The 19,196-nt window shown below is 38.4% G+C and carries 16 protein-coding genes and 1 tRNA gene; 3 read left to right on the top strand and 14 right to left on the bottom strand.

All coding sequences use genetic code 11. The features are described 5' to 3' along the window. Nucleotides 1–179: 179 nt before the first annotated feature. From H4J63_RS07000 to H4J63_RS06970, 7 genes are all read right to left on the bottom strand, one after another. Nucleotides 180–800, bottom strand: a complete 621-nt coding sequence (locus H4J63_RS07000; RefSeq protein WP_002962890.1) for an FKBP-type peptidyl-prolyl cis-trans isomerase — start codon at nucleotides 798–800, stop codon at nucleotides 180–182. Between the two features lie 69 nt (nucleotides 801–869). Then, nucleotides 870–1,256, bottom strand: a complete 387-nt coding sequence (locus H4J63_RS06995) for a hypothetical protein (protein WP_024590139.1) — start codon at nucleotides 1,254–1,256, stop codon at nucleotides 870–872. Between the two features lie 52 nt (nucleotides 1,257–1,308). Next, nucleotides 1,309–1,399, bottom strand: a tRNA-Ser gene (locus tag H4J63_RS06990). Nucleotides 1,400–1,557: 158 nt separating this feature from the next. Continuing rightward, the gene (locus tag H4J63_RS06985) at nucleotides 1,558–1,935 is read right to left on the bottom strand and encodes a hypothetical protein (protein WP_007582705.1); all 378 of its coding nucleotides are present in this window, start codon (nucleotides 1,933–1,935) and stop codon (nucleotides 1,558–1,560) included. Between the two features lie 203 nt (nucleotides 1,936–2,138). After that, complete coding sequence (locus tag H4J63_RS06980; protein ID WP_024590138.1) at nucleotides 2,139–2,687, bottom strand: NAD(P)H nitroreductase; 549 nt, start codon at nucleotides 2,685–2,687, stop codon at nucleotides 2,139–2,141. A gap of 130 nt (nucleotides 2,688–2,817) precedes the next feature. Then, the gene (locus tag H4J63_RS06975) at nucleotides 2,818–3,501 is read right to left on the bottom strand and encodes a DoxX family protein (RefSeq protein WP_182195581.1); all 684 of its coding nucleotides are present in this window, start codon (nucleotides 3,499–3,501) and stop codon (nucleotides 2,818–2,820) included. A gap of 93 nt (nucleotides 3,502–3,594) precedes the next feature. Beyond that, entirely contained in the window at nucleotides 3,595–5,556 is a 1,962-nt protein-coding gene (locus tag H4J63_RS06970) for an FAD-dependent oxidoreductase (RefSeq protein WP_182195578.1), read from the bottom strand. 219 nt (nucleotides 5,557–5,775) lie between these two features. Between H4J63_RS06970 and sppA the strand changes: the two genes are divergently transcribed. Continuing rightward, complete coding sequence (gene sppA / locus H4J63_RS06965) at nucleotides 5,776–7,641, top strand: signal peptide peptidase SppA (protein ID WP_024606559.1); 1,866 nt, start codon at nucleotides 5,776–5,778, stop codon at nucleotides 7,639–7,641. A gap of 82 nt (nucleotides 7,642–7,723) precedes the next feature. Continuing rightward, complete coding sequence (ansA, locus tag H4J63_RS06960; RefSeq protein WP_024606560.1) at nucleotides 7,724–8,734, top strand: asparaginase; 1,011 nt, start codon at nucleotides 7,724–7,726, stop codon at nucleotides 8,732–8,734. A 68-nt stretch (nucleotides 8,735–8,802) separates the two neighbouring features. Here ansA and gndA read toward each other — a convergent pair whose 3' ends face one another. Continuing rightward, nucleotides 8,803–10,176, bottom strand: a complete 1,374-nt coding sequence (gndA, locus tag H4J63_RS06955; RefSeq protein ID WP_165743572.1) for an NADP-dependent phosphogluconate dehydrogenase — start codon at nucleotides 10,174–10,176, stop codon at nucleotides 8,803–8,805. Nucleotides 10,177–10,553: 377 nt separating this feature from the next. Between gndA and pyk the strand changes: the two genes are divergently transcribed. Beyond that, nucleotides 10,554–11,990, top strand: a complete 1,437-nt coding sequence (gene pyk, locus H4J63_RS06950) for a pyruvate kinase (protein ID WP_002962904.1) — start codon at nucleotides 10,554–10,556, stop codon at nucleotides 11,988–11,990. 64 nt (nucleotides 11,991–12,054) lie between these two features. On the opposite strand, the gene H4J63_RS06945 is transcribed toward pyk, so the two are convergent. The 6 genes from H4J63_RS06945 to H4J63_RS06920 form a co-directional block, all read right to left on the bottom strand. Continuing rightward, complete coding sequence (locus H4J63_RS06945) at nucleotides 12,055–12,879, bottom strand: LytTR family DNA-binding domain-containing protein (protein ID WP_182195575.1); 825 nt, start codon at nucleotides 12,877–12,879, stop codon at nucleotides 12,055–12,057. Next, nucleotides 12,872–13,948 carry a sensor histidine kinase gene (locus H4J63_RS06940; protein ID WP_165743570.1) on the bottom strand — a complete coding sequence of 359 codons (1,077 nt, stop codon included), beginning with the start codon at nucleotides 13,946–13,948 and terminating at the stop codon, nucleotides 12,872–12,874. The genes H4J63_RS06945 and H4J63_RS06940 overlap by 8 nt, the downstream gene beginning before the upstream one ends. A 249-nt stretch (nucleotides 13,949–14,197) precedes the next feature. Then, the gene (locus H4J63_RS06935; RefSeq protein ID WP_182195572.1) at nucleotides 14,198–15,754 is read right to left on the bottom strand and encodes a SulP family inorganic anion transporter; all 1,557 of its coding nucleotides are present in this window, start codon (nucleotides 15,752–15,754) and stop codon (nucleotides 14,198–14,200) included. Nucleotides 15,755–15,883: 129 nt separating this feature from the next. After that, nucleotides 15,884–16,342 carry an Lrp/AsnC family transcriptional regulator gene (locus tag H4J63_RS06930; protein WP_002960703.1) on the bottom strand — a complete coding sequence of 153 codons (459 nt, stop codon included), beginning with the start codon at nucleotides 16,340–16,342 and terminating at the stop codon, nucleotides 15,884–15,886. A 106-nt stretch (nucleotides 16,343–16,448) separates the two neighbouring features. Further along, a complete protein-coding gene (locus H4J63_RS06925; RefSeq protein WP_182195569.1) occupies nucleotides 16,449–17,090 on the bottom strand; it encodes an MBL fold metallo-hydrolase in 642 nt (213 codons plus the stop codon). Between the two features lies 1 nt (nucleotide 17,091). After that, nucleotides 17,092–18,909, bottom strand: a complete 1,818-nt coding sequence (locus H4J63_RS06920) for a M14 family metallopeptidase (protein ID WP_182195566.1) — start codon at nucleotides 18,907–18,909, stop codon at nucleotides 17,092–17,094. Nucleotides 18,910–19,196 lie beyond the last annotated feature (287 nt).

Below are 19,196 nucleotides of genomic sequence, written 5' to 3'. Positions count from 1 at the left end.
CTTCCTTCAGACCCCACCGTTGGCCAGTGACGCCCTTGCCATTCAGATTATCTTCCCCTTAGTCAGGGTGATAAGGCATCTTTCAGCCTATCGGGTTTGCCAGCTTCGCTGGGCAAACAAAAAAGCCGTATTCAAATTGAATACGGCTTTTTAAATTCTTAAATTAAAATTTATTTAATTTAAGAAATGATTTCGTGTAGCTCAACATCAAATACAAGCGTTGAGAAAGGTGCGATTGCAGCACCTGCGCCACGTTCACCATAAGCAAGCTCATGAGGAACGTAGATACGCCATTTAGTACCTACAGGCATCATTTGTAATGCTTCAGTCCAGCCTTTGATCACGCCACCAACTGGAAATTCAGCTGGTTGACCGCGCTCGTATGAGCTATCAAACACAGTACCGTTAATAAGTGTACCGTGGTAATCAACACGTACTGTAGACTCAGCTGTTGGCTTTTCGCCTTCGCCAGTTGCTAGTACTTCGTATTGAAGACCAGACTCAGTTACTGTGATTTCAGGACGTTTTGCGTTTTCTTCTAAGAATGCAATACCTTCGGCAGAAAGTACTTTAGACTCTTCTTCACGACGAGCTTGAATCTCTTCGTTGATTTTTTCAAATGCAGCTTGGATCTCAGGGATCTCAACTTGAAATGCGCTACCAGCGTATGCATCTTTCATGCCTTCAAATACTGAATTTAGGTTTAAGCCTTCAAAAGGATTAGACTTAAGTTGCTCACCCATTTGTAAGCCAATACCGTAACTTGCTTTTTCAGCATCTGTAGTAAAATTATCTGACATAATGTGTTTTTCACGTTTTGTTAGTTAAAAGACGCGACTATGCTATCACAAAATAAACCGCGTTTGGGGCTAGTTTTTGCTGAGTTTTAGCTTAATTAGGCCAACAATATAACTACAAAGCGGCAAACTGAATAAAATTCCAACAAGTAGAGGCATTGTTAGTAATCCTGATTCGCCAAACAGTAAAAATGGCACTACAAGCAGCCCTATACAACCAATAAAAACAGAGCCAATAACTGGCCAATGCTTATCGTATTTGGTAATAAGATGGGCAGCTAAAACATTAAAACCAACACCATAAATTAAACCGGTAATTAATGGATACTCTGGTTGAGCGTCTATAGCCATTTTTACTAATAAGCTAATAGCACTTTGATAGCAGTAACCAAATACCGTCCATAATAAAAGATGTTTTATTAATTTCTGCGAGGTTGGTAGGTTTGTTGCTTTAGTCATTTAGAAACTCCACAAAGCAAAAAACCGCCCATAAGGCGGTTTTTTTAAATAATGGTGGAGAGATAGGGATTTGAACCCTAGATGGGCTATAAACCCATGCCGGTTTTCAAGACCGGTGCATTCGACCACTCTGCCATCTCTCCGCACGGCGCGAATAATATGGCTAAATACATAACTTGTAAAGAGCTAAATAGAAATTAATATAAAATATTAACATATTGGATAAAATAGACCCACTTTGTTCTTTTGTTAAGCTCTTCACTTTAATAAAAGTGTAGTTAATGGACTAAAGTTAAACACATTAATAATATTGTTTAGGTCTACGTGCAATCCAAGAGCAGATTAAACAAGCCAATATACTCAGTGCGGTAAAGGTAACGCCTTGAAAAATTAAATCGAATCGATTTAAATCATCACTTGGTACTACAACAAACATAAAAGCAGGTAGCACACTAAGCGATAAAACGTAGCAACATACTTTAAATGCACGCCCAAAGTCGAAACGTTTGGACTGGTGCATCCACCATGTTAACAACACAAGCATACCCATCGCTGAACCGGCTATAAAGTGTGATGCATTTGTGCTCATTGCAACATACAGTGTTACAAAAGCACCAATGATTCCCCAAATTGACCATGCTAGCCAATTCTCTTTTTCACGTAAAAATAAATTTCCCATAGTTTTCGTCTTCTTTATCGTTATTTTTATTAAGACTTTCCATAATGTATCAAAAAACAACCGATTAAAAAACAAACTGAAGAAGATTTAGTAAATTTAGTGCTTCCAAGCGCTTCTTACAGCCAAGTCATTAACTTTTAAATAATACTCTTTGTAACCTTAATGAATTATGACTATGTAAGTTGCGCAAAGTTCATACTATTTCACAAATTACTAAAATAGTGTTCTGGCTTATGGCGAGGCGACTTTTTACAATCGACTTCGGGTGTACCTATATATAAATACCCTACTATTTCATCTTGCTCATGTAAGTTAAGCGCTTTTTTAACCGCGCTACTTTGTGCAAAGTAGCCTGTGCGCCAAACACCGCCTAACCCTTGGGCAAATGCAGCTTGTTGCATCGCTAATACACTACAGCCTGCGCTTTGTACTTGTTCTATTCGAGGAACTTTTGGGTGTTCTTGATATTTAGCAATTGCTATTACAATCATAGGCGCACGAAGGGGAAGCTCTTTAGCACGGTTAATTACTTTTTCTTCTTGTTGCTCTGCCACTGCACTTTGATGGTAAATTTCACCCAGTTTATTGCGTGCATCACCTTGAGCAACAATGAACTGCCACGGTGCTATACAGCCATGATCAGGAACACGTAATGCTGCTTGCTTAATTATGTCGAGCTGCTCAGGCGTAGGGCCCGGCTCTGTTAGTTTAGAGTCTGATTGGCGGGTAAGTAAAAGCTCGATAGCGTTCATAACGATTCCTCAAAATTCAAAACGCTAGAGTAACATTTAAACCCTTAAAAAATAAATACCGAGAAATTAAAATGCAAAACGGCCGCAAAGGGTTAAGCTATGGGGCCGTTAGTAAAGCAGATTGAATACGTTATTCTTTTACAATATTTCGCCTTAACCAGTAATCTATACTAACAAAGCGTCCTCCTCCCATAAAAAATAAGCTAAGGAGCATTGCAAAGTAAATTGCCGAAAATTCTATACCGTTGTTTAAAATAGACGGCTTGCCCTTTTCGTATAGATAATCAGGAAACCCGTGTTCTTCAACTAAGCCACGAATTTTACCTATTCGGTCTTGTACTTCTAGTGAGTTTTCAAGGCTTTCTTTAGCGCCCGGAATTGATAACCAATCGAGCACTTGCGCAGCACTTGTTTCTGGATTAGTTGGTGCTATTGCAAACCAACCATTATGCCAATGCACTGAGGTTGCAGCGACAACCATTGTGAACATAAGTGGGATACTGACCAAGCGAGTTAAAAGGCCAAATAATAACAACCAACCACCTAAAAATTCACTCCATCCAGCTAAAAAAGCGAGTAAGTCAGGAAACGGTAATCCTAAACCCCATTCATTATTACCAAACCATTGAACTACATCTGGAGATGCTAAAAAGTTATCAAAGAAACCTTCTGTCTCACCGCTTATAGCAAGTTTGTTATAACCTGCAATGATCATAACAGGGGCTAAAATCAAGCGAAATAGCAATACAGGTAAACCATCTAAAAACGATAGCTTACCCAGTATTGTGTTATAAAAACTGATTAGTTTATTCATGCGTATCCTGTGTGTTCAATGTTTATTAAGTTATAGACTATAAACAACAAAGACCGTATAAATTGATAAACTATTTCAATTTATTTACAAAGGTTAAATACTTCTCGCCACTTGTAGAGCTTCAAAAATAGCGCGTTTAGCATCAATTGCAGCAGCCAATTTAGCTCCGCCTATCACATGCACTTTTGCGTTATCTGTGTAACCTTCTAGTACTTCACTATTAGAAACCTGACCAATACACGCAATAACAGTATCTACCGGCAGTACTTGAACTTCTCCAGCAACATTAATTGTTAACCCATTTTTATCAAAACTTTGATATTGGCAGTCAGCAATTTGTTTAACACCATGCTGTTTAGCAACTTGGCGATGTATCCAACCAGTGGTTTTACCAAGCTCACTACCAAAACGACCCGAACTTCGTTTTAACATATACAATTGGCGCTCGTCTTTATGAGGTTGTGCATCACACTCAATCCCCCATTGCGTTTTAAACTCGCTAATGGATTGTGATTTATGTTCACTTAAAAAAGCAACCATATCAAAACCAATACCGCCAGCACCTAAAATAGCGATTGATTTGCCCAATTCTACTTCGCCGCGTATGACTTCGTCATAAGCAAACACACGCTTATCATCACTACATTTAATAGAGGCTTCACGCGGCCTAACGCCTGTTGCAAAAACAATATCATCATAATCTTTAAGCATTGAATCGTCGTAAGCTTTACCAAGCTCCACTGTTACTTTTAATCGCTCGAGCTCATTTGTGAAGTAAGTAAGTGTATGGTTAAAGTCTTCTTTACCCGGTATCTGCATGGCTAAATTAAATTGACCGCCCATTTGCGATTTTTGATCAATTAACGTGACGTTATGCCCTTTTTGGGCCAAGTAACAACTTGCTGATAAACCAGCAGGACCTGCACCGACAACTAATACATTTTTAGCTTTGGCTGCTTGCTCTAGCGGGTAATCTAGCTCAAATGCAGCTTGTGGATTAACTAAACACGTAGCACGTTTATTTTTAAATACGTGATCTAGACAACCCTGGTTACAGCCAATACAAATATTAATTTGTTTAGATTGATTGTTTACATACTTATTAAAAAACTCAGGATCAGCCAATAACGGACGTGCCATCGAAATTAAATCAGCCTCGCCTGCATTTAAAATATCGTTAGCAATTTCTGGAGTATTAATTCGGTTAACAGCAATAACTGGCACGCTCACCACGTCTTTTAAACGTTTTGATGCTTCTTTAAATGCACCCGGTGGCACCATACTCGCAATAGTCGGTACACGCGCTTCGTGCCAACCAATGCCAGTGTTAAATATATCAACACCCGCTTTTTCAAGTTCAGTAGCCTGAATAACAACTTCCTCTGGTGTTGAACCATTTGGAATCAAATCAATGACCGACAATCTAAAAATAATTAAGAATTTTTCAGATACTTTTGCTCTTACAGCTTTAACTATTTCAAGTGCAAGTCGCATTCTATTTTCTAAGCTGCCACCAAACTCATCATCGCGTTTATTGGTGTGCGGCGCCATAAACTCATTAATCAAATACCCTTCAGAACCCATGACTTCTACGCCATCGTAGCCGGCTTTTTCAGCCATATAGGCAGAATGCGCAAAGTCTTTAATTGTTTTTTTAATCGAACCAAGCGACATCGCTTTAGGTTTATAAGGATTAATAGGTGCTTTTATTGCACTTGGTGCTTGATTGAAAGGATGGTATGCATAACGTCCAGCATGTAATAATTGCAAACAAATTTTTCCACCGTGTTTATGCACAGCATCTGTGTAAGCGCGATGCTTAAACACATCGTAATAACTATTAAATGAGGAAGAAATAGGTGTTAGCTTGCCACGTAAATTAGGGCTGTATCCGCCTGTAATTAACATCGCGGTGCCACCTTTTGCACGTGCTTCATAAAATGCACGTAAGCGTTTGCGGTTATGCCAGCCCTCTTCAAGACCTGTATGCATTGAGCCCATAACCAAGCGGTTACGTAATTGTGTGTGTTTTAGTTGTAATTGTTGTTCTAACATCTTGTGCCCCGTTAACTGGTCTAACCTGTATACATTAGCTAATTCTGCTTTAATGGCAAGTAATAAGCAATATGTGCATGCATTTAATTAAAAATAGCAGTAAAAACTTACGTTTATATAGGTTCATAAACACTTCGTTACGATTTAGCAGTTAAATTTATTTTTATTCTAAGCTAAGATGGGACTAATGTATTAACTGTACCAAATTAAGGAGCTATTTTGATAGCAAAGGTATTTAAAGGTATTTGGGCTGGAATTAATTTTTCTCGTCGCTTAATACTAAACATTTTGTTTTTATTACTGGTAATTGTTTTCTTTGTGTCACTCTCAAGTGACGATGATCAAATAATAGTTGAAAATGGCTCTGTACTTAGGCTTAACTTAAATGGCCCTATTGTTGAAGAGAAAACATATATAGACCCAGTTGAAGCCGCAATTAGTGATGCAACTTCTGGTTCTGAAGCACCAAGCGAAATATTACTCGACGATATTGTTGAAGTAATAAACGAGGCGACTAAAGACGATCGTATCACGGTGATATTGCTTGATTTACAAGAGATGCCTAAAGCACATTTAAATAAACTTAAGCAAATTACAAAGGCTATTGATGCCTTCAAGCAAGCTGGCAAAAAAGTAATTGCATCGGGTTATTACTATACTCAAGCGCAATACTATATTGCATCGCATGCTGACGAAATAGCTATGCACCCATACGGCAGCGTAGGTATTGAAGGTTATGGCATGTACCCGCTTTACTTTAAAGATGCACTTGAAAAGCTTGAAGTCACGCAGCATATTTTCCGTGTTGGTACATTTAAGTCAGCAGTAGAACCTTTTATTCGTAACGACATGTCCGATGCAGCTAAAGAAGCTAACCGCGTTTGGTTAGGCGCTCTTTGGAGCGAATACAAACAAGATGTTGCCGCTGTTCGCCCATTTGATGAGTCAAACTTTGACGAGACAATGGACGTATATCTTGAAAAAATGAAAGCTGCAGATGGCGATGCAGGTAAATATGCACTTGATCATCAGTGGGTTGATTCTTTAAAAACAAATCAACAAGTTCGCAAGCAATTAATTGATTTAGTGGGCGCACGAGAAGATGGCAAAACATTTAAGCAAGTTTCATTTCGTGAATACTTAAGCTTAGTTAAACCACCGATTGAATTTGATAACCCTATTACCGAAAAAGTAGCCGTTGTTGTTGCTAAAGGTACAATTGTTGATGGTGAGCGTAAAGCTGGCGAAATTGGTGGCGACTCTACAGCAGCCCTACTTCGTAAGGCACGCCTTGATGATAAAGTTAAAGCGGTTGTACTACGTATAGACTCTGGTGGCGGTAGTATGTTTGCCTCTGAAGTTATTCGTGCTGAAGTATTAGCCCTTAAAGCTGCTGGCAAACCTGTTATTGCTTCAATGAGTTCTGTGGCTGCATCAGGTGGTTATTGGATTGCCTCTGCTGCAAACGAAATTTGGGCAGCACCAAGTACAATTACAGGCTCAATTGGTGTATTTGGTACGTTTATGACATTTGAGAAAACCTTATCGAAAATTGGTGTTTATTCAGATGGCGTTGCTACAACCGAAATGGCTGGTTTTTCAATCACTCGCCCTCTTAACGAAAAGATGGGTGAAGTAATTCAAATGAGTGTTGAAGAAGCATACGGTCGCTTTTTAGCTGTAGTGGCACATGCGCGAAATATGACGCCAGAGCAAGTAGATAAAATAGCACAAGGTCGTGTTTGGATTGCATCTCAAGCGCAAGAACTCGGTTTAGTTGATAAGCTAGGCGATAAACAAGATGCGATTGAAGCCGCTGCTGCACTTGCTAAGCTTAATCATTATGAAGTTAAAACAATCAAACAAGATTTAAGCCCGCAAGAAAAAATGATTCAAGACATTTTTGGTAATGCGTCTATTAAATCTATGCTTGGTTTGCAAACACAAAAAACATCTGTGTTAGCAACACAAGCTAATTTACAAAGTGTTATTAATCAATTAAGCACTGAAGTTGAAAACCTTAAAGATTACAACGATCCACAAGGTGTATACGCACGCTGTTTAGTGTGTAATGTTGCACAATAAAAGTGCATAGCTTCACCTAATCAGCTGTATTTAAAGCTGCTTAACGTTATACTAGGCCCAGTTTTTTTACTGGGCTTTTTTTATGAAACGTAAACGCATTTATATCGCTTATACAGGCGGTACTATAGGTATGAAAAAATCGAGTCGAGGCTATATTCCGGCTGAAGGTTTTTTAACAGAAACCGTAGTAAATAACGCAGAATTTAATCGTGATGAAATGCCTTTGTTTGATATTCACGAATACTGCCCTCTTATAGACTCTTCAGATATGTCGCCCGAGCATTGGCAACTCATTGCTGATGATATCAAAGATAAATACCAAGATTATGATGGTTTTGTAGTGCTCCATGGCACTGATACCATGGCTTATACAGCCTCAGCGCTGTCATTTATGTTCGAAAATTTATCTAAACCGGTTATTGTAACCGGCTCACAAATTCCGCTCTCACAATTACGTTCTGATGGCCAAGTAAACTTGCTTAATGCCATGTATTTAGCTGCAAATTATCCTATTGCTGAAGTAAGTCTCTTTTTTAATAACCAACTGTTTAGAGGTAATAGAGCAACTAAAGCACACGCGGATGGGTTTAACGCCTTTGCATCGCCTAATCTTGATCCTCTCGCGTTATCGGGTATTAATATTCAACTTATTAAAGGTCAGCTTAGCCCATATGTTGAAAATGAGCTGCAAGTTACACCTATAACACCTCAACCTATCGGAGTGCTTTATCTGTATCCTGGTATTAGCCAAGAGGTAGTTAAAAGCTTGGTCAATGGCAATATTAAATCACTGGTGCTACTTAGTTTTGGTGTTGGTAATGCACCCCAAGATCCGAGCTTTTTGTCAATACTCGAAGAAGCAAGTAAACGTGGCGTCGTAATTGTTAACCTAACTCAGTGTTTAAAAGGTCATGTAAACATGGGTGGCTATGCAACAGGTAATGCACTATTAAATATTGGTGTAATTAGTGGGTACGATATGACCCTTGAAGCATGCTTAACTAAGTTACATTATTTATTTAGCCAAAAGCTTGAAGTCGAAACGATTCGTCATTTAATGCAAGACAATTTACGTGGTGAGTTAAGCCGCTAATTTTTAATGGCTAAAAATACAAAAGGCACGCTAAATAGCGTGCCCTTATCGTTTTAAACAACTGCTTATTATCTAACTTTAGCGTCTATATCTACTAAATCAGTTAAATGACACATTTCACCACTGTGGGTTTTTATGCCGTGCTCACCAAAGTAATCACGCTGGGCTTGAACTAAATGCCCATTACTCGGTGTAGTTAATGTTGCTAAATACGTTTGTGTAGCACCCAATACAGGGAATGCTAAACCAGTCATTATTGCTTGACCGGTAATTTTGCGCAAAGAATTAGACTCTTTTTCAAGAGTGTCAATAAATTCAACACCTTGTGCAACGCTATCTAAGTAATCAGCACGGATTATACAACCAGCGCGCCACGTTTGAAGCGTTTTAGATAAATCTACTTTCCACTGATGAGTACGTGATGCACCTTTGATTAGCGCTAAACCTTGACGATACGCAAGTAAGCTTGCAAGTAAGAACGCGTCTTTTAGCTCTTCTAAATCAATTTCAACATTGTTCGTTGATTTAGATGCATATGTCATCTCTTGTGCAGCCGTTGTGTTACATGCATTAGTTAAATGACGAGCTTGAACAGCAGCAACAAGTGAAGGGACAGCAATACCAAGTTCGAGTGCATTTTGCGCAGTCCAAAGACCAGTACCTTTAGCGCCAACTTTATTATCAATTAAGTCCGCAAGCGGTACATTATTATGATTTTCAAGTGACAATATATGGCTAGAAATAGACAGTAAATAACTATTTAATTGACCTTCTGACCAGTCATTAAATATCTCAGCTACTTCTTTTGGAGAACGATTAGTACCTAAACGAAGTAATTGGTACACTTCTGCAATAAGTTGCATCAGTGCGTATTCAATACCGTTGTGAACCATTTTTACAAAATGACCACTTGCTGATTGGCCAACACGTGCAAAACACGAGTCGCCATTATAGCTAGCAGCTACTTTTTCAAACCATGGCTCAATACGTTCCCAACCACCTTCAGAACCACTTGCCATCATTGCAGGACCATGGCGAGCGCCTTCTGCACCGCCAGAAATTCCCATAGTGGCAAATTCAAATTTATTTTGGTATTTGAGTTTACGCGTTATACCGTCTTTATAATTACTATTACCGCAATCGACTATCATATCGTCACAATTAACGCCGGCCTCTACAAGTTCATTACAAACTGTATCAACTAACTCACCAGCAGGTACAAGTAATAAAATAGAACGAGGTGCCTCTAAACGCCTTACCATGTCACTTAAATCAGAGACAATGTGAAGCCTATCAGCCATGCCTTGTGATTTGGCACAACTTAGTAACTCTTCACCCGCATGTGGGTTTTTATCATAAGCGACTAGCGTTATCCCTTTTTCAATCAAGTTTAGGGCAAGATTTTTTCCCATAACGCCTAACCCTACTAATGCAACTTGCATCTAGTGTCCTCCTCGGTAACAACTATTTGGTTAGAAAATTCAGTGTATAAATTAAATAATACCGCGTGCATTATACTCATACAGTCATAAAATACTAACTATGAGCCCATACAACATGCTTTTTTATTACAGATAAATAAGCTACGTAATTATATCAAACATCAATGCTCTCGGGGTGACTAAAAGCAACGCTAATTGAAATTAAGATCATTGACGCATTCTGACACCGGTGTCATAATGATGACACAATAGTTTTGTATAAAATAGTGGCAAACCTTTGAAGTTTGCACATAGTTAAAATATTTTAATCTAATATAGATATTTTAATTCAACAAAATAACGTCAACATGCTTTCACCAAGCAAACAGGAGAAATTGATGCTAAGACGCACGAAAATAGTCGCTACCCTTGGACCTGCTACCGATAGAGATAACAACTTAGAAAAAATTATTATCGCTGGGGCTAATGTAGTACGTTTAAACTTCTCACATGGTGTTGCCCAAGATCATAAAGACCGTGCGCAAGCTGTACGCGATATTGCAAAAAAATTAGGCAAGCATATTGCTATCCTTGCTGACCTTCAAGGCCCTAAAATCCGCGTTTCTACTTTTAAAGAAGGTAAGGTAACGCTTGCTGTAGGTGCAAAGTTCACTCTTGATGCAAAAATGGAAAAAGGCGAAGGCGATGTTAACTCTGTAGGTATTGATTATAAAGAATTACCTAACGATGTTAGCCCTAACGACTTACTACTCCTAAATGACGGCCTTATTCAACTAACTGTTGATGAAGTAGCTGGGCACTTAGTACATTGTACTGTAACTGTTGGCGGTGTTTTATCTAACAATAAAGGTATTAACCGTTTAGGTGGTGGCTTAACTGCTCCAGCATTTACTGAAAAAGATAAAGAAGATTTAATAACTGCCGCTGAAATTGACGTAGATTACATTGCCGTATCATTCCCACGTAGTGGCGACGATATGCGCTACGTACGCTCACTTGCTGAAGCTGCTGGTTCAAAAGCACAACTACTTGCAAAAATTGAACGTGCTGAAGCCGTTGAAACGCAAGAAGCTGTTGATGACATCATTCTAGCGTCTGACGCTGTAATGGTTGCTCGTGGTGACTTAGGTGTTGAAATTGGTGATGCAGCTCTTATGGGCAAGCAAAAACTAATTATTCGTCGTGCTCGTTCATTAAACCGTACTGTAGTTACAGCAACGCAAATGATGGAATCGATGATCGATAACCCTATGCCAACACGTGCAGAAGTTATGGATGTTGCAAATGCTGTTCTTGATGGAACAGATGCTGTAATGCTTTCAGCTGAAACAGCTGCAGGTGATTACCCTGAAGAAACAGTTGCAACTATGGCACGTGTTTGTTTAGGAGCTGAATCTCAAAAAGAAACGCATGTTTCTAAGCATCGTTTAGATAGTCGTTTTTCTAACAATGCAGAATCTATCGCACTTTCTGCTATGTATGCAGCTAATCACTTAGATTCTGTTAAAGCTATCATCACGCTTACTGAATCTGGTAGCACGGCTAAATTAATGTCACGTATCAGCTCTGGCTTACCAATCTACTCGCTTTCACGCCATGCGAGTACATTAGGTCAAACAGCACTTTATCGTGGTGTTTACCCAGTATTTTTTGATTCTACAAAAACTGAAAAAGACGGTATGGTAAAAGCGGCACTTGATACTTTAGTTTCTCAAGGTTCTTTACAGTCTGGCGATACAGTAATTATTACTCACGGTGACTCAATGGAAACTGTGGGCGCAACTAACACTATGAAAATTGTAACTGTTGCATAATTACTAAATATAAAAAATGCGAGCTTAGCTCGCATTTTTTGTGCCTGTAATAAGAGCGTTGGCTTTAACTTGCTAATGCCGCTTTAACCTTATCTCGGTAGCTACGGCTCACTTTTAATTCTTGTCCGTTTTCAAGTACTAATAAATACTCGCCACTTACTTGTGTAACCAGCTTACTAATTTGTTTTGTATTTACTATTGCACTGCGGTGTACACGCACAAATAACTGAGGGTCTAGCTCTTGCTCAAGCTCTTTCATTGTTTTACGAAGTATATGCGTTTGTCCATCTTCACAGTGTAAACACATATAGTCACCTGCAGCATCAACCCATTGGATAGTCGCTACAGGTACCCGTATAATTTCACCCTGCTCTTTTACTGCAAGCGATTCTGGGTAACGTCTATCTGTTAAGGTATCGCCAGTGGCTAATTTTTTTAATATTTCTTCGCAATTATTACCAGTAATACCGGCTACAAAACTCGCTAGTTTTTTCTTATGGGCGTTGTCTTGCTGCGTTTTTAAATAAGTATGCACTTTTTCTACCGCCTGTTTTAATCTGTTATCATCAACGGGTTTTAAAATGTAATCGAGAGCATGAATTTCAAATGCTTTTACAGCAAACTGATCAAAAGCAGTTACAAATACAATAGCAGGTAGTACTTTTGTACTCTCGCTAAGCGCTCTTGCCACCTCAAAGCCATTCATACCTGGCATCTGAATATCTAAAAAAACCAAATCGATTTTCTCTCTTTGGCACATTTCAATTGCATCAGCGCCTGAACTACATAATTTAATTACTTCAATATCAGAATATTCATCAAGTCTTACCGCTAAACCTTTTCGCGCTAACGGTTCATCATCAACAATGAGTGTTTTTATTTTAGTCATTTTTCACAGCCTTCTCAAAAGGTACTCGCAGATTAACTTTTAATCCACTTGGCGTATTATGTGATAATACAAACGAATAATTATTTTCATACAACGTTTTTAATCTATCTTTGGTGTTAGCAACACCTACACCTTGAGCGTTAACTAATTGGCCATCAAGTATTTCAGTGCCTGGGCCGTTGTCACCCACTTCTAGTAATAATTCATTCGCAAATACTTGTGCTTTAATATCAATTACACCACCTTCTGTCAGATGGGCAATGGCATATTTAATCGCGTTTTCTATAATTGGTTGCAAAATTAAGCTCGGTACTAAAGCCTCTTTTGCTTGCTCGCTAATATCTACATTTACTTTCAACCGCTCATCAAAACGGACGCGCTCTATTTCTAAGTAAAGCATGAGCGCATGTAGCTCTTGCTCAAGCGGTACTTTTTTAATTGGATCGGTATTAAGTGTGTAACGTAAAAAGTCACTTAACCTTGCTACCATTAAGTTAGCATCTTTGTTTTCTTTAACCAAAATTAAAGTAGAAATAGCGTTAAGTGTATTGAATAAAAAATGGGGATTTAACTGATACCTGAGCATTTTTAGTTGCGCTTCGTGTGCCATCGTTGTGGCCTTTAACGCTTTTTGTCGCTCACTTTGTAATAACTGATAATATTTAACGCCAAAGTACAAACCACTCCAACATAAAATAATATAAACCGAATCTAAACCTTGCTGCAGGTAATAAAACCATTCCTCTGGTCTATAGCCATGGCGGTATATTTCCCATAGATTGAATTTTTGAACGACAGCCCATAGAGTGCCCGTTATATAAGAGGCACCAAATACTACAATCATTAACACCCAGGGCGAGGCATTCCAAATTTTACGGTAAACATACCTAAGCGGCACTGTCATCAAACAACCAGCGTAAGCATTCAATAAAATAACAAATACGTATATATCACGCATTTCAAATACTTTAGAGCCGATATAATTTACTAACGCGTAACCAATCCAGCCCGCGATTTGCAAAAGCCAAAAAAAACGTTGCCTGTTATCGACTAAAGATTGCCAGTTCAAAATAGATGTTTACTCCGTATGGTTAAAACTAATTCCATAAAATAGGCGTTTGTTATTTTTATTATTTTTACCTATGTAGGGCTAATTTTCACAAAATTAGGTAGTCTTATTATATAGATTTATGAGTTTGCATAGCACTACAGCTTGCCTTGCTTTTTAAGAGTCTTACCGCAAACAAATAGTCGAGACACTAAAAAAGCGAAAGGTTATCCGCCTTCCGCTTTTTAAATATCAATAGCCTTGTGTAAATTAAGCTAGTTTATCTGATGCTACTTTGTAGGTTGGATCTTCAATCACATTCACTTCAACTAAATCTCGTGCTTTATGAAGCAACTGCGTACAGTCTTTACTTAAGTGACGTAAATGAAGTTGTTTACCTGCTTTTGTGTATTTGTCAGCAAGTGTATCAATTGCTTCTATTGCACTGTGATCAGATACGCGGCTGTGTTTAAATTCAACAATCACATTTTTAGGATCATTTTTCACATCGAATAACTCAGAAAAGTTTTTAACAGAGCCAAAGAATAACGGACCATGTAGTTCGTACACCTTAGCGCCTTCCTGATCAATGTAGTTAGTTGTATATATCTGCTTCGCATGCTGCCAAGCAAATACTAGAGCCGATACAATAACACCCACACATACAGCAATCGCTAAATCAGTAATAACCGTCACGCCCGACACAAGAACAATTACAAATGCATCAGATAATGGTACGCGCTTCATCATTTTAAAGCTTGCCCATTCAAATGTACCAAGTACTACCATAAACATAACACCAACAAGTGCAGCTAATGGGATCATTTCAATTAAGCTAGAGGCAAAAATAATAAAACCAAGTAGCATAAGTGCAGCGCTTATACCTGATAAACGAGAGCGACCACCTGAATTTATATTGATCATTGATTGACCAATCATTGCACAACCACCCATTGCACCAAACATACCGCAGGTAATATTTGCAGCACCTTGACCAATACATTCTTTATTACTATGACCACGGGTTTCTGTAATCTCATCAATTAAGCTAAGCGTTAATAATGATTCAATTAAACCAATAGCCGCTAAAATAAGTGCATAAGGAAAAATAATTTGTAGCGTTTCGAAAGTAAACGGTACCATAGGAATATGAAATTCAGGTAAGCCGCCAGCGATTGTTGCTGTTTCGTCGCCTGTCATCCCTTTTAAGAAATCTAATACTGTATGCGCTTCTAAATCAAACCCAATCACTAATCCAGTTACAGTTACAATAGCAACTAGAGATGAAGGCACTGCTGTAGTCAATTTTGGCAAAAAGTGGATTATTGCCATGGTTAATGCAACTAAGCCAAGCATGATAATTAATGGATTACCTGTCATCCATTCTTGTCCGCCCATACCGTCTGGCACTTTAAACTGCCCTAGCTGAGCTAAAAATATAACAATTGCTAACCCGTTTACAAAACCAAGCATTACCGGATGAGGAACCATACGGATAAACTTACCGAGCTTAAATACACCCGCGAGAATTTGCAGTATTCCCATCAGCAACACAGTTGCAAATAGATACTCAACACCGTGATCAAGCACTAAACTTACCATGACAACAGCTAGTGCACCGGTTGCACCTGAAATCATACCAGGGCGACCACCAAAAATAGCCGTAATTAAACCAACGATAAACGCGGCATATAGACCAACCAAAGGTTCTACATTTGCAACAAATGCAAACGCAACAGCTTCTGGCACCAAGGCTAACGCCACAGTTAATCCAGATAGAATATCGTTTTTAGCAGAGCTAGGCGCCCTACTGAGTAAGTTAAACATTGAGGTCCTCAAATGGTGTAATGGGTATCAAAAAAAGCGCTAAATTCTACCAAATTAGCGCTCAGTTAACAATTGTCATTATGTGGTTAAGCTAAACTAAAAATGGTTTAGCTTTTAAAAGAAGTGCTTTTACAAAGGAAGGGAAGTACTGCGTTTTACACATGTCATTGTTACATTAGAATGTACTTCTTGGACGTATTCTAAGCTTAGTAAATTATCGCGCACAAAATGCTCATACCCTTCTATGCCTTGTGAAATTATGCGTAGCATAAAGTCCATGGTACCAGCCATAGTGTAACACTCTGTTACCTCGTCGTAGCTCATGATCAGCTTTTCAAACTCAGCAAGATTCTTTTTACCGTGATTTGATAAACGCACATGTGCATATACAAGCATATCAAAGCCAAGTTTTTTCTCATCTAAAAGAGCCACTTTGCTTTTTATATAACCATCTTGCTCTAGCTTAGCGATTCGACGCCAGCATGGAGATTGAGACAAGCCTACTTTATCTGCAATTTCTGCGGTTGATAAACTAGCATCTTGTTGTAAAAGTGCCAATATTTGGCGATCTACGTGATTTAGAGACATTTTATTTCTTATTTATCAAATAAACTGGTTAAATTATACAGCCATTTTAAAACTCAGTCTGCTTATTTTTAATGTTTATGCAGTTTGTAAACTTAAAATAAGCAACTTAACCAAACTTACCACTTACAAAAGGATTTGTTTTCTTTTCAAATCCCACCGTAGTGTCGCTACCATGTCCTGCCAGTATTTTAGTATTATCAGGTAAGGTTAAAATATGCGTCTTAATCGACTCTATAAGTTGTTCACTGTTCCCCTTAGGGAAATCAGTGCGCCCTACTGAGCCTTTAAAAATAACATCACCTACAATAACGCACTCATAGTCTGGTTGATAAAACACTATATGACCGGGTGTATGCCCCGGGCAATGTTTAACTAAAAAGCTAAGTTTACCTACGCTCACGGTATCGTTATGGTTTAGCCAAATATCCGGATAAAAAGGCTCAATGGGTTTAAACCCGAACATTTGTGCTTGCATAGGTAAGTTTTCAAACCAGAAGTACTCCTCTTTTTGTGGGCCAGTAATTTGTACGTTAAATTGATTACGTAAAATATCAGCCCCACCCACATGATCTAAATGCCCGTGCGTTAACCAAATAGCACTTAACGCTAGTTTATGCTCATTAAGGACCGTTATTATTTTATCAGTGTCGCCACCTGGGTCGATAACCACAGCGTGTTTAGTTTCGCTACACCAAATAATACGGCTGTTTTGTGCAAAGGCAGTTACAGGTATAGTTATGATTTCCATATTAAATTTCTTTACTTTTTTGATCTGGAATAACAACTTCTTCTTCGAATGACATAAGTATTGGATACTTTAAGTACGCTTGATCATAAAATGGACTTTGCTCATATAACCAGTTTAATCGAGCTTCTGCGTCACTCGCGAATGATTTATCTTTAAGTTTTTCATCAAACTTAAGCGCAAGCTTTGGGTTATCTTTTAGCATTTGGCGTGCATACGGAATTAGCGCATAGTTTTCCATATATTCAGTACGCTGAAAAATAGTATTAAACTCACCCCACGCAAAAAATGAATCAGGTGCTTCCGGGTGCAATAAATGAACTGCTAATTCACCTGCTTTTTGTTGAGTATTGACTTGATACCAACCATCTAAATCTACATTTATTGCAGGGATATAATCAAAACTTGCTGACACTCTAAAACGGCCTTCAAATGGTGCTTTATCAAACGTGTAGTCTGCCACCTTTGCTACTTTTAAAGGTTGTGTGTTTGCCCCTTCAAGTTTATTAATAGAGACACCATGTAACTTTAGTTTCTTAATAATATTGCGATATACAGGCGGAATAAAAAAAGCTTTAGGTACTTCAACTGTATGTTGTACATCTTTTTGCCAATAAATAGGTAAGTCTGTATATGTATGTGCTTTACCCAAATACTTCACTTCATTTTGGCCTGAGAGCGCATTCATGCTTGATGAATACTCAATACCTTTAAACTTCGCAATCGTATCAGCTTGCTTGGCATAGCCACGCTTTACTATTAACTGTTTAGGAACAAATTCCTGTTCTTTTTTTACTGCATTAGCTAATTCATGACTGTGCTTTGATAGCGCAGTAATAGCACCATCTAAAAATACGTAAGTTCCTAATACACGTTGCTTGTAAGGCTTCAATGAATGATTTTCAACTAAAATAGTCGGTAATGACTTTAAATCACCCCAACCATTTGAAAAGCGCGGCGTAGCAACCCATCCCGCTAATCCTTTTTTAAAGTCGCGCTTGTCCATAACAAAAACAAGTGGCCCTGGCATGTGCCCTTGCTTAGCTAGCGTATCGTCAATCAGAGGTTTAAAAAACTGGTTTAGTGCATCAGAGACCGCAGGCGACTCGCTTGAAAATACCGGATTGTAGCCATAAGTCACATCGTATTGGTAATCTGCGCCGTCGGTTACGTGTACATCAATGTATAAATTTGGGTTGTAGTCGTTAATAACCTTTAAAACACTTCTAACTTCTGGGGTATCTAATTTAGTAAAATCGCGATTTAAATTAAGGTTATTAGCATTTGTCCTAAAGCCCATTTTTGTAGGGCCCCGTTGATTGATGCGATTGAATGCACTGCTACGTTCGTGTCCATCTACATTTAAAATAGGAATAAATAATATGTTTACCTTTTTTAAAATGTCACGGCGCTTACCCGTCGCTATATCTCTGAGTAACATAAACATGGCATCTTTACCGTCTATTTCACCAGAATGTATTCCTGCCTGGATAAAAATAGTTGGCTTAGTGCTATTAGCCATTTGCCTTGCTTCAAAAAAACCTTGCTCACTGGCAATCAACATTTTTATTGCACGCTTGCTATTACTATAGCCAATGGTTTGAGATTGAAACTGAGTAGGGTTTGCAGCAACTAACCTATCAACAAATGCCATTGTATTTGCATAATCTGGCGACGCTTCACCTGCTGACAGCTCAAAATCGGTAGTTAGCGGCCCTTGTTTTTGTAAAAGCTCTACGCTTTTCCCCTGCCACTCAATTAATGGAGGTAAGTGTGCGTCATACGCCACACTTGCAGATAAAACTAGTAAACTTGCAAACATAAAATTCTCTAACAAACGCCTTAATTATATAAATTATATCAACTAAATTTTTTATAATGAGGAAACTGCGGTGATTCAACAAAAAAATGCAGCCAACTACATGTCACTCATTCACACCTGTCTTTTAAGGCTATATAACATTATTAATGTACAGTAATTCATTACATAACTATTTATACCAACTCGTAAAAATACTTAATCAATTTAACGGATTACATCTGACGCTAACAGCGTAAAAATGTCTGATATACGTCTGCATGGATCCAGGAGAGTGAGCAATGATGGAG

This window comes from Pseudoalteromonas sp. 5Ae-yellow, assembly GCF_014077565.1.
Lineage (GTDB): Bacteria > Pseudomonadota > Gammaproteobacteria > Enterobacterales > Alteromonadaceae > Pseudoalteromonas.
The sequence above is the reverse complement of the archived record's forward strand: the minus strand, read 5'-3'. Positions and strand labels throughout refer to the sequence as shown.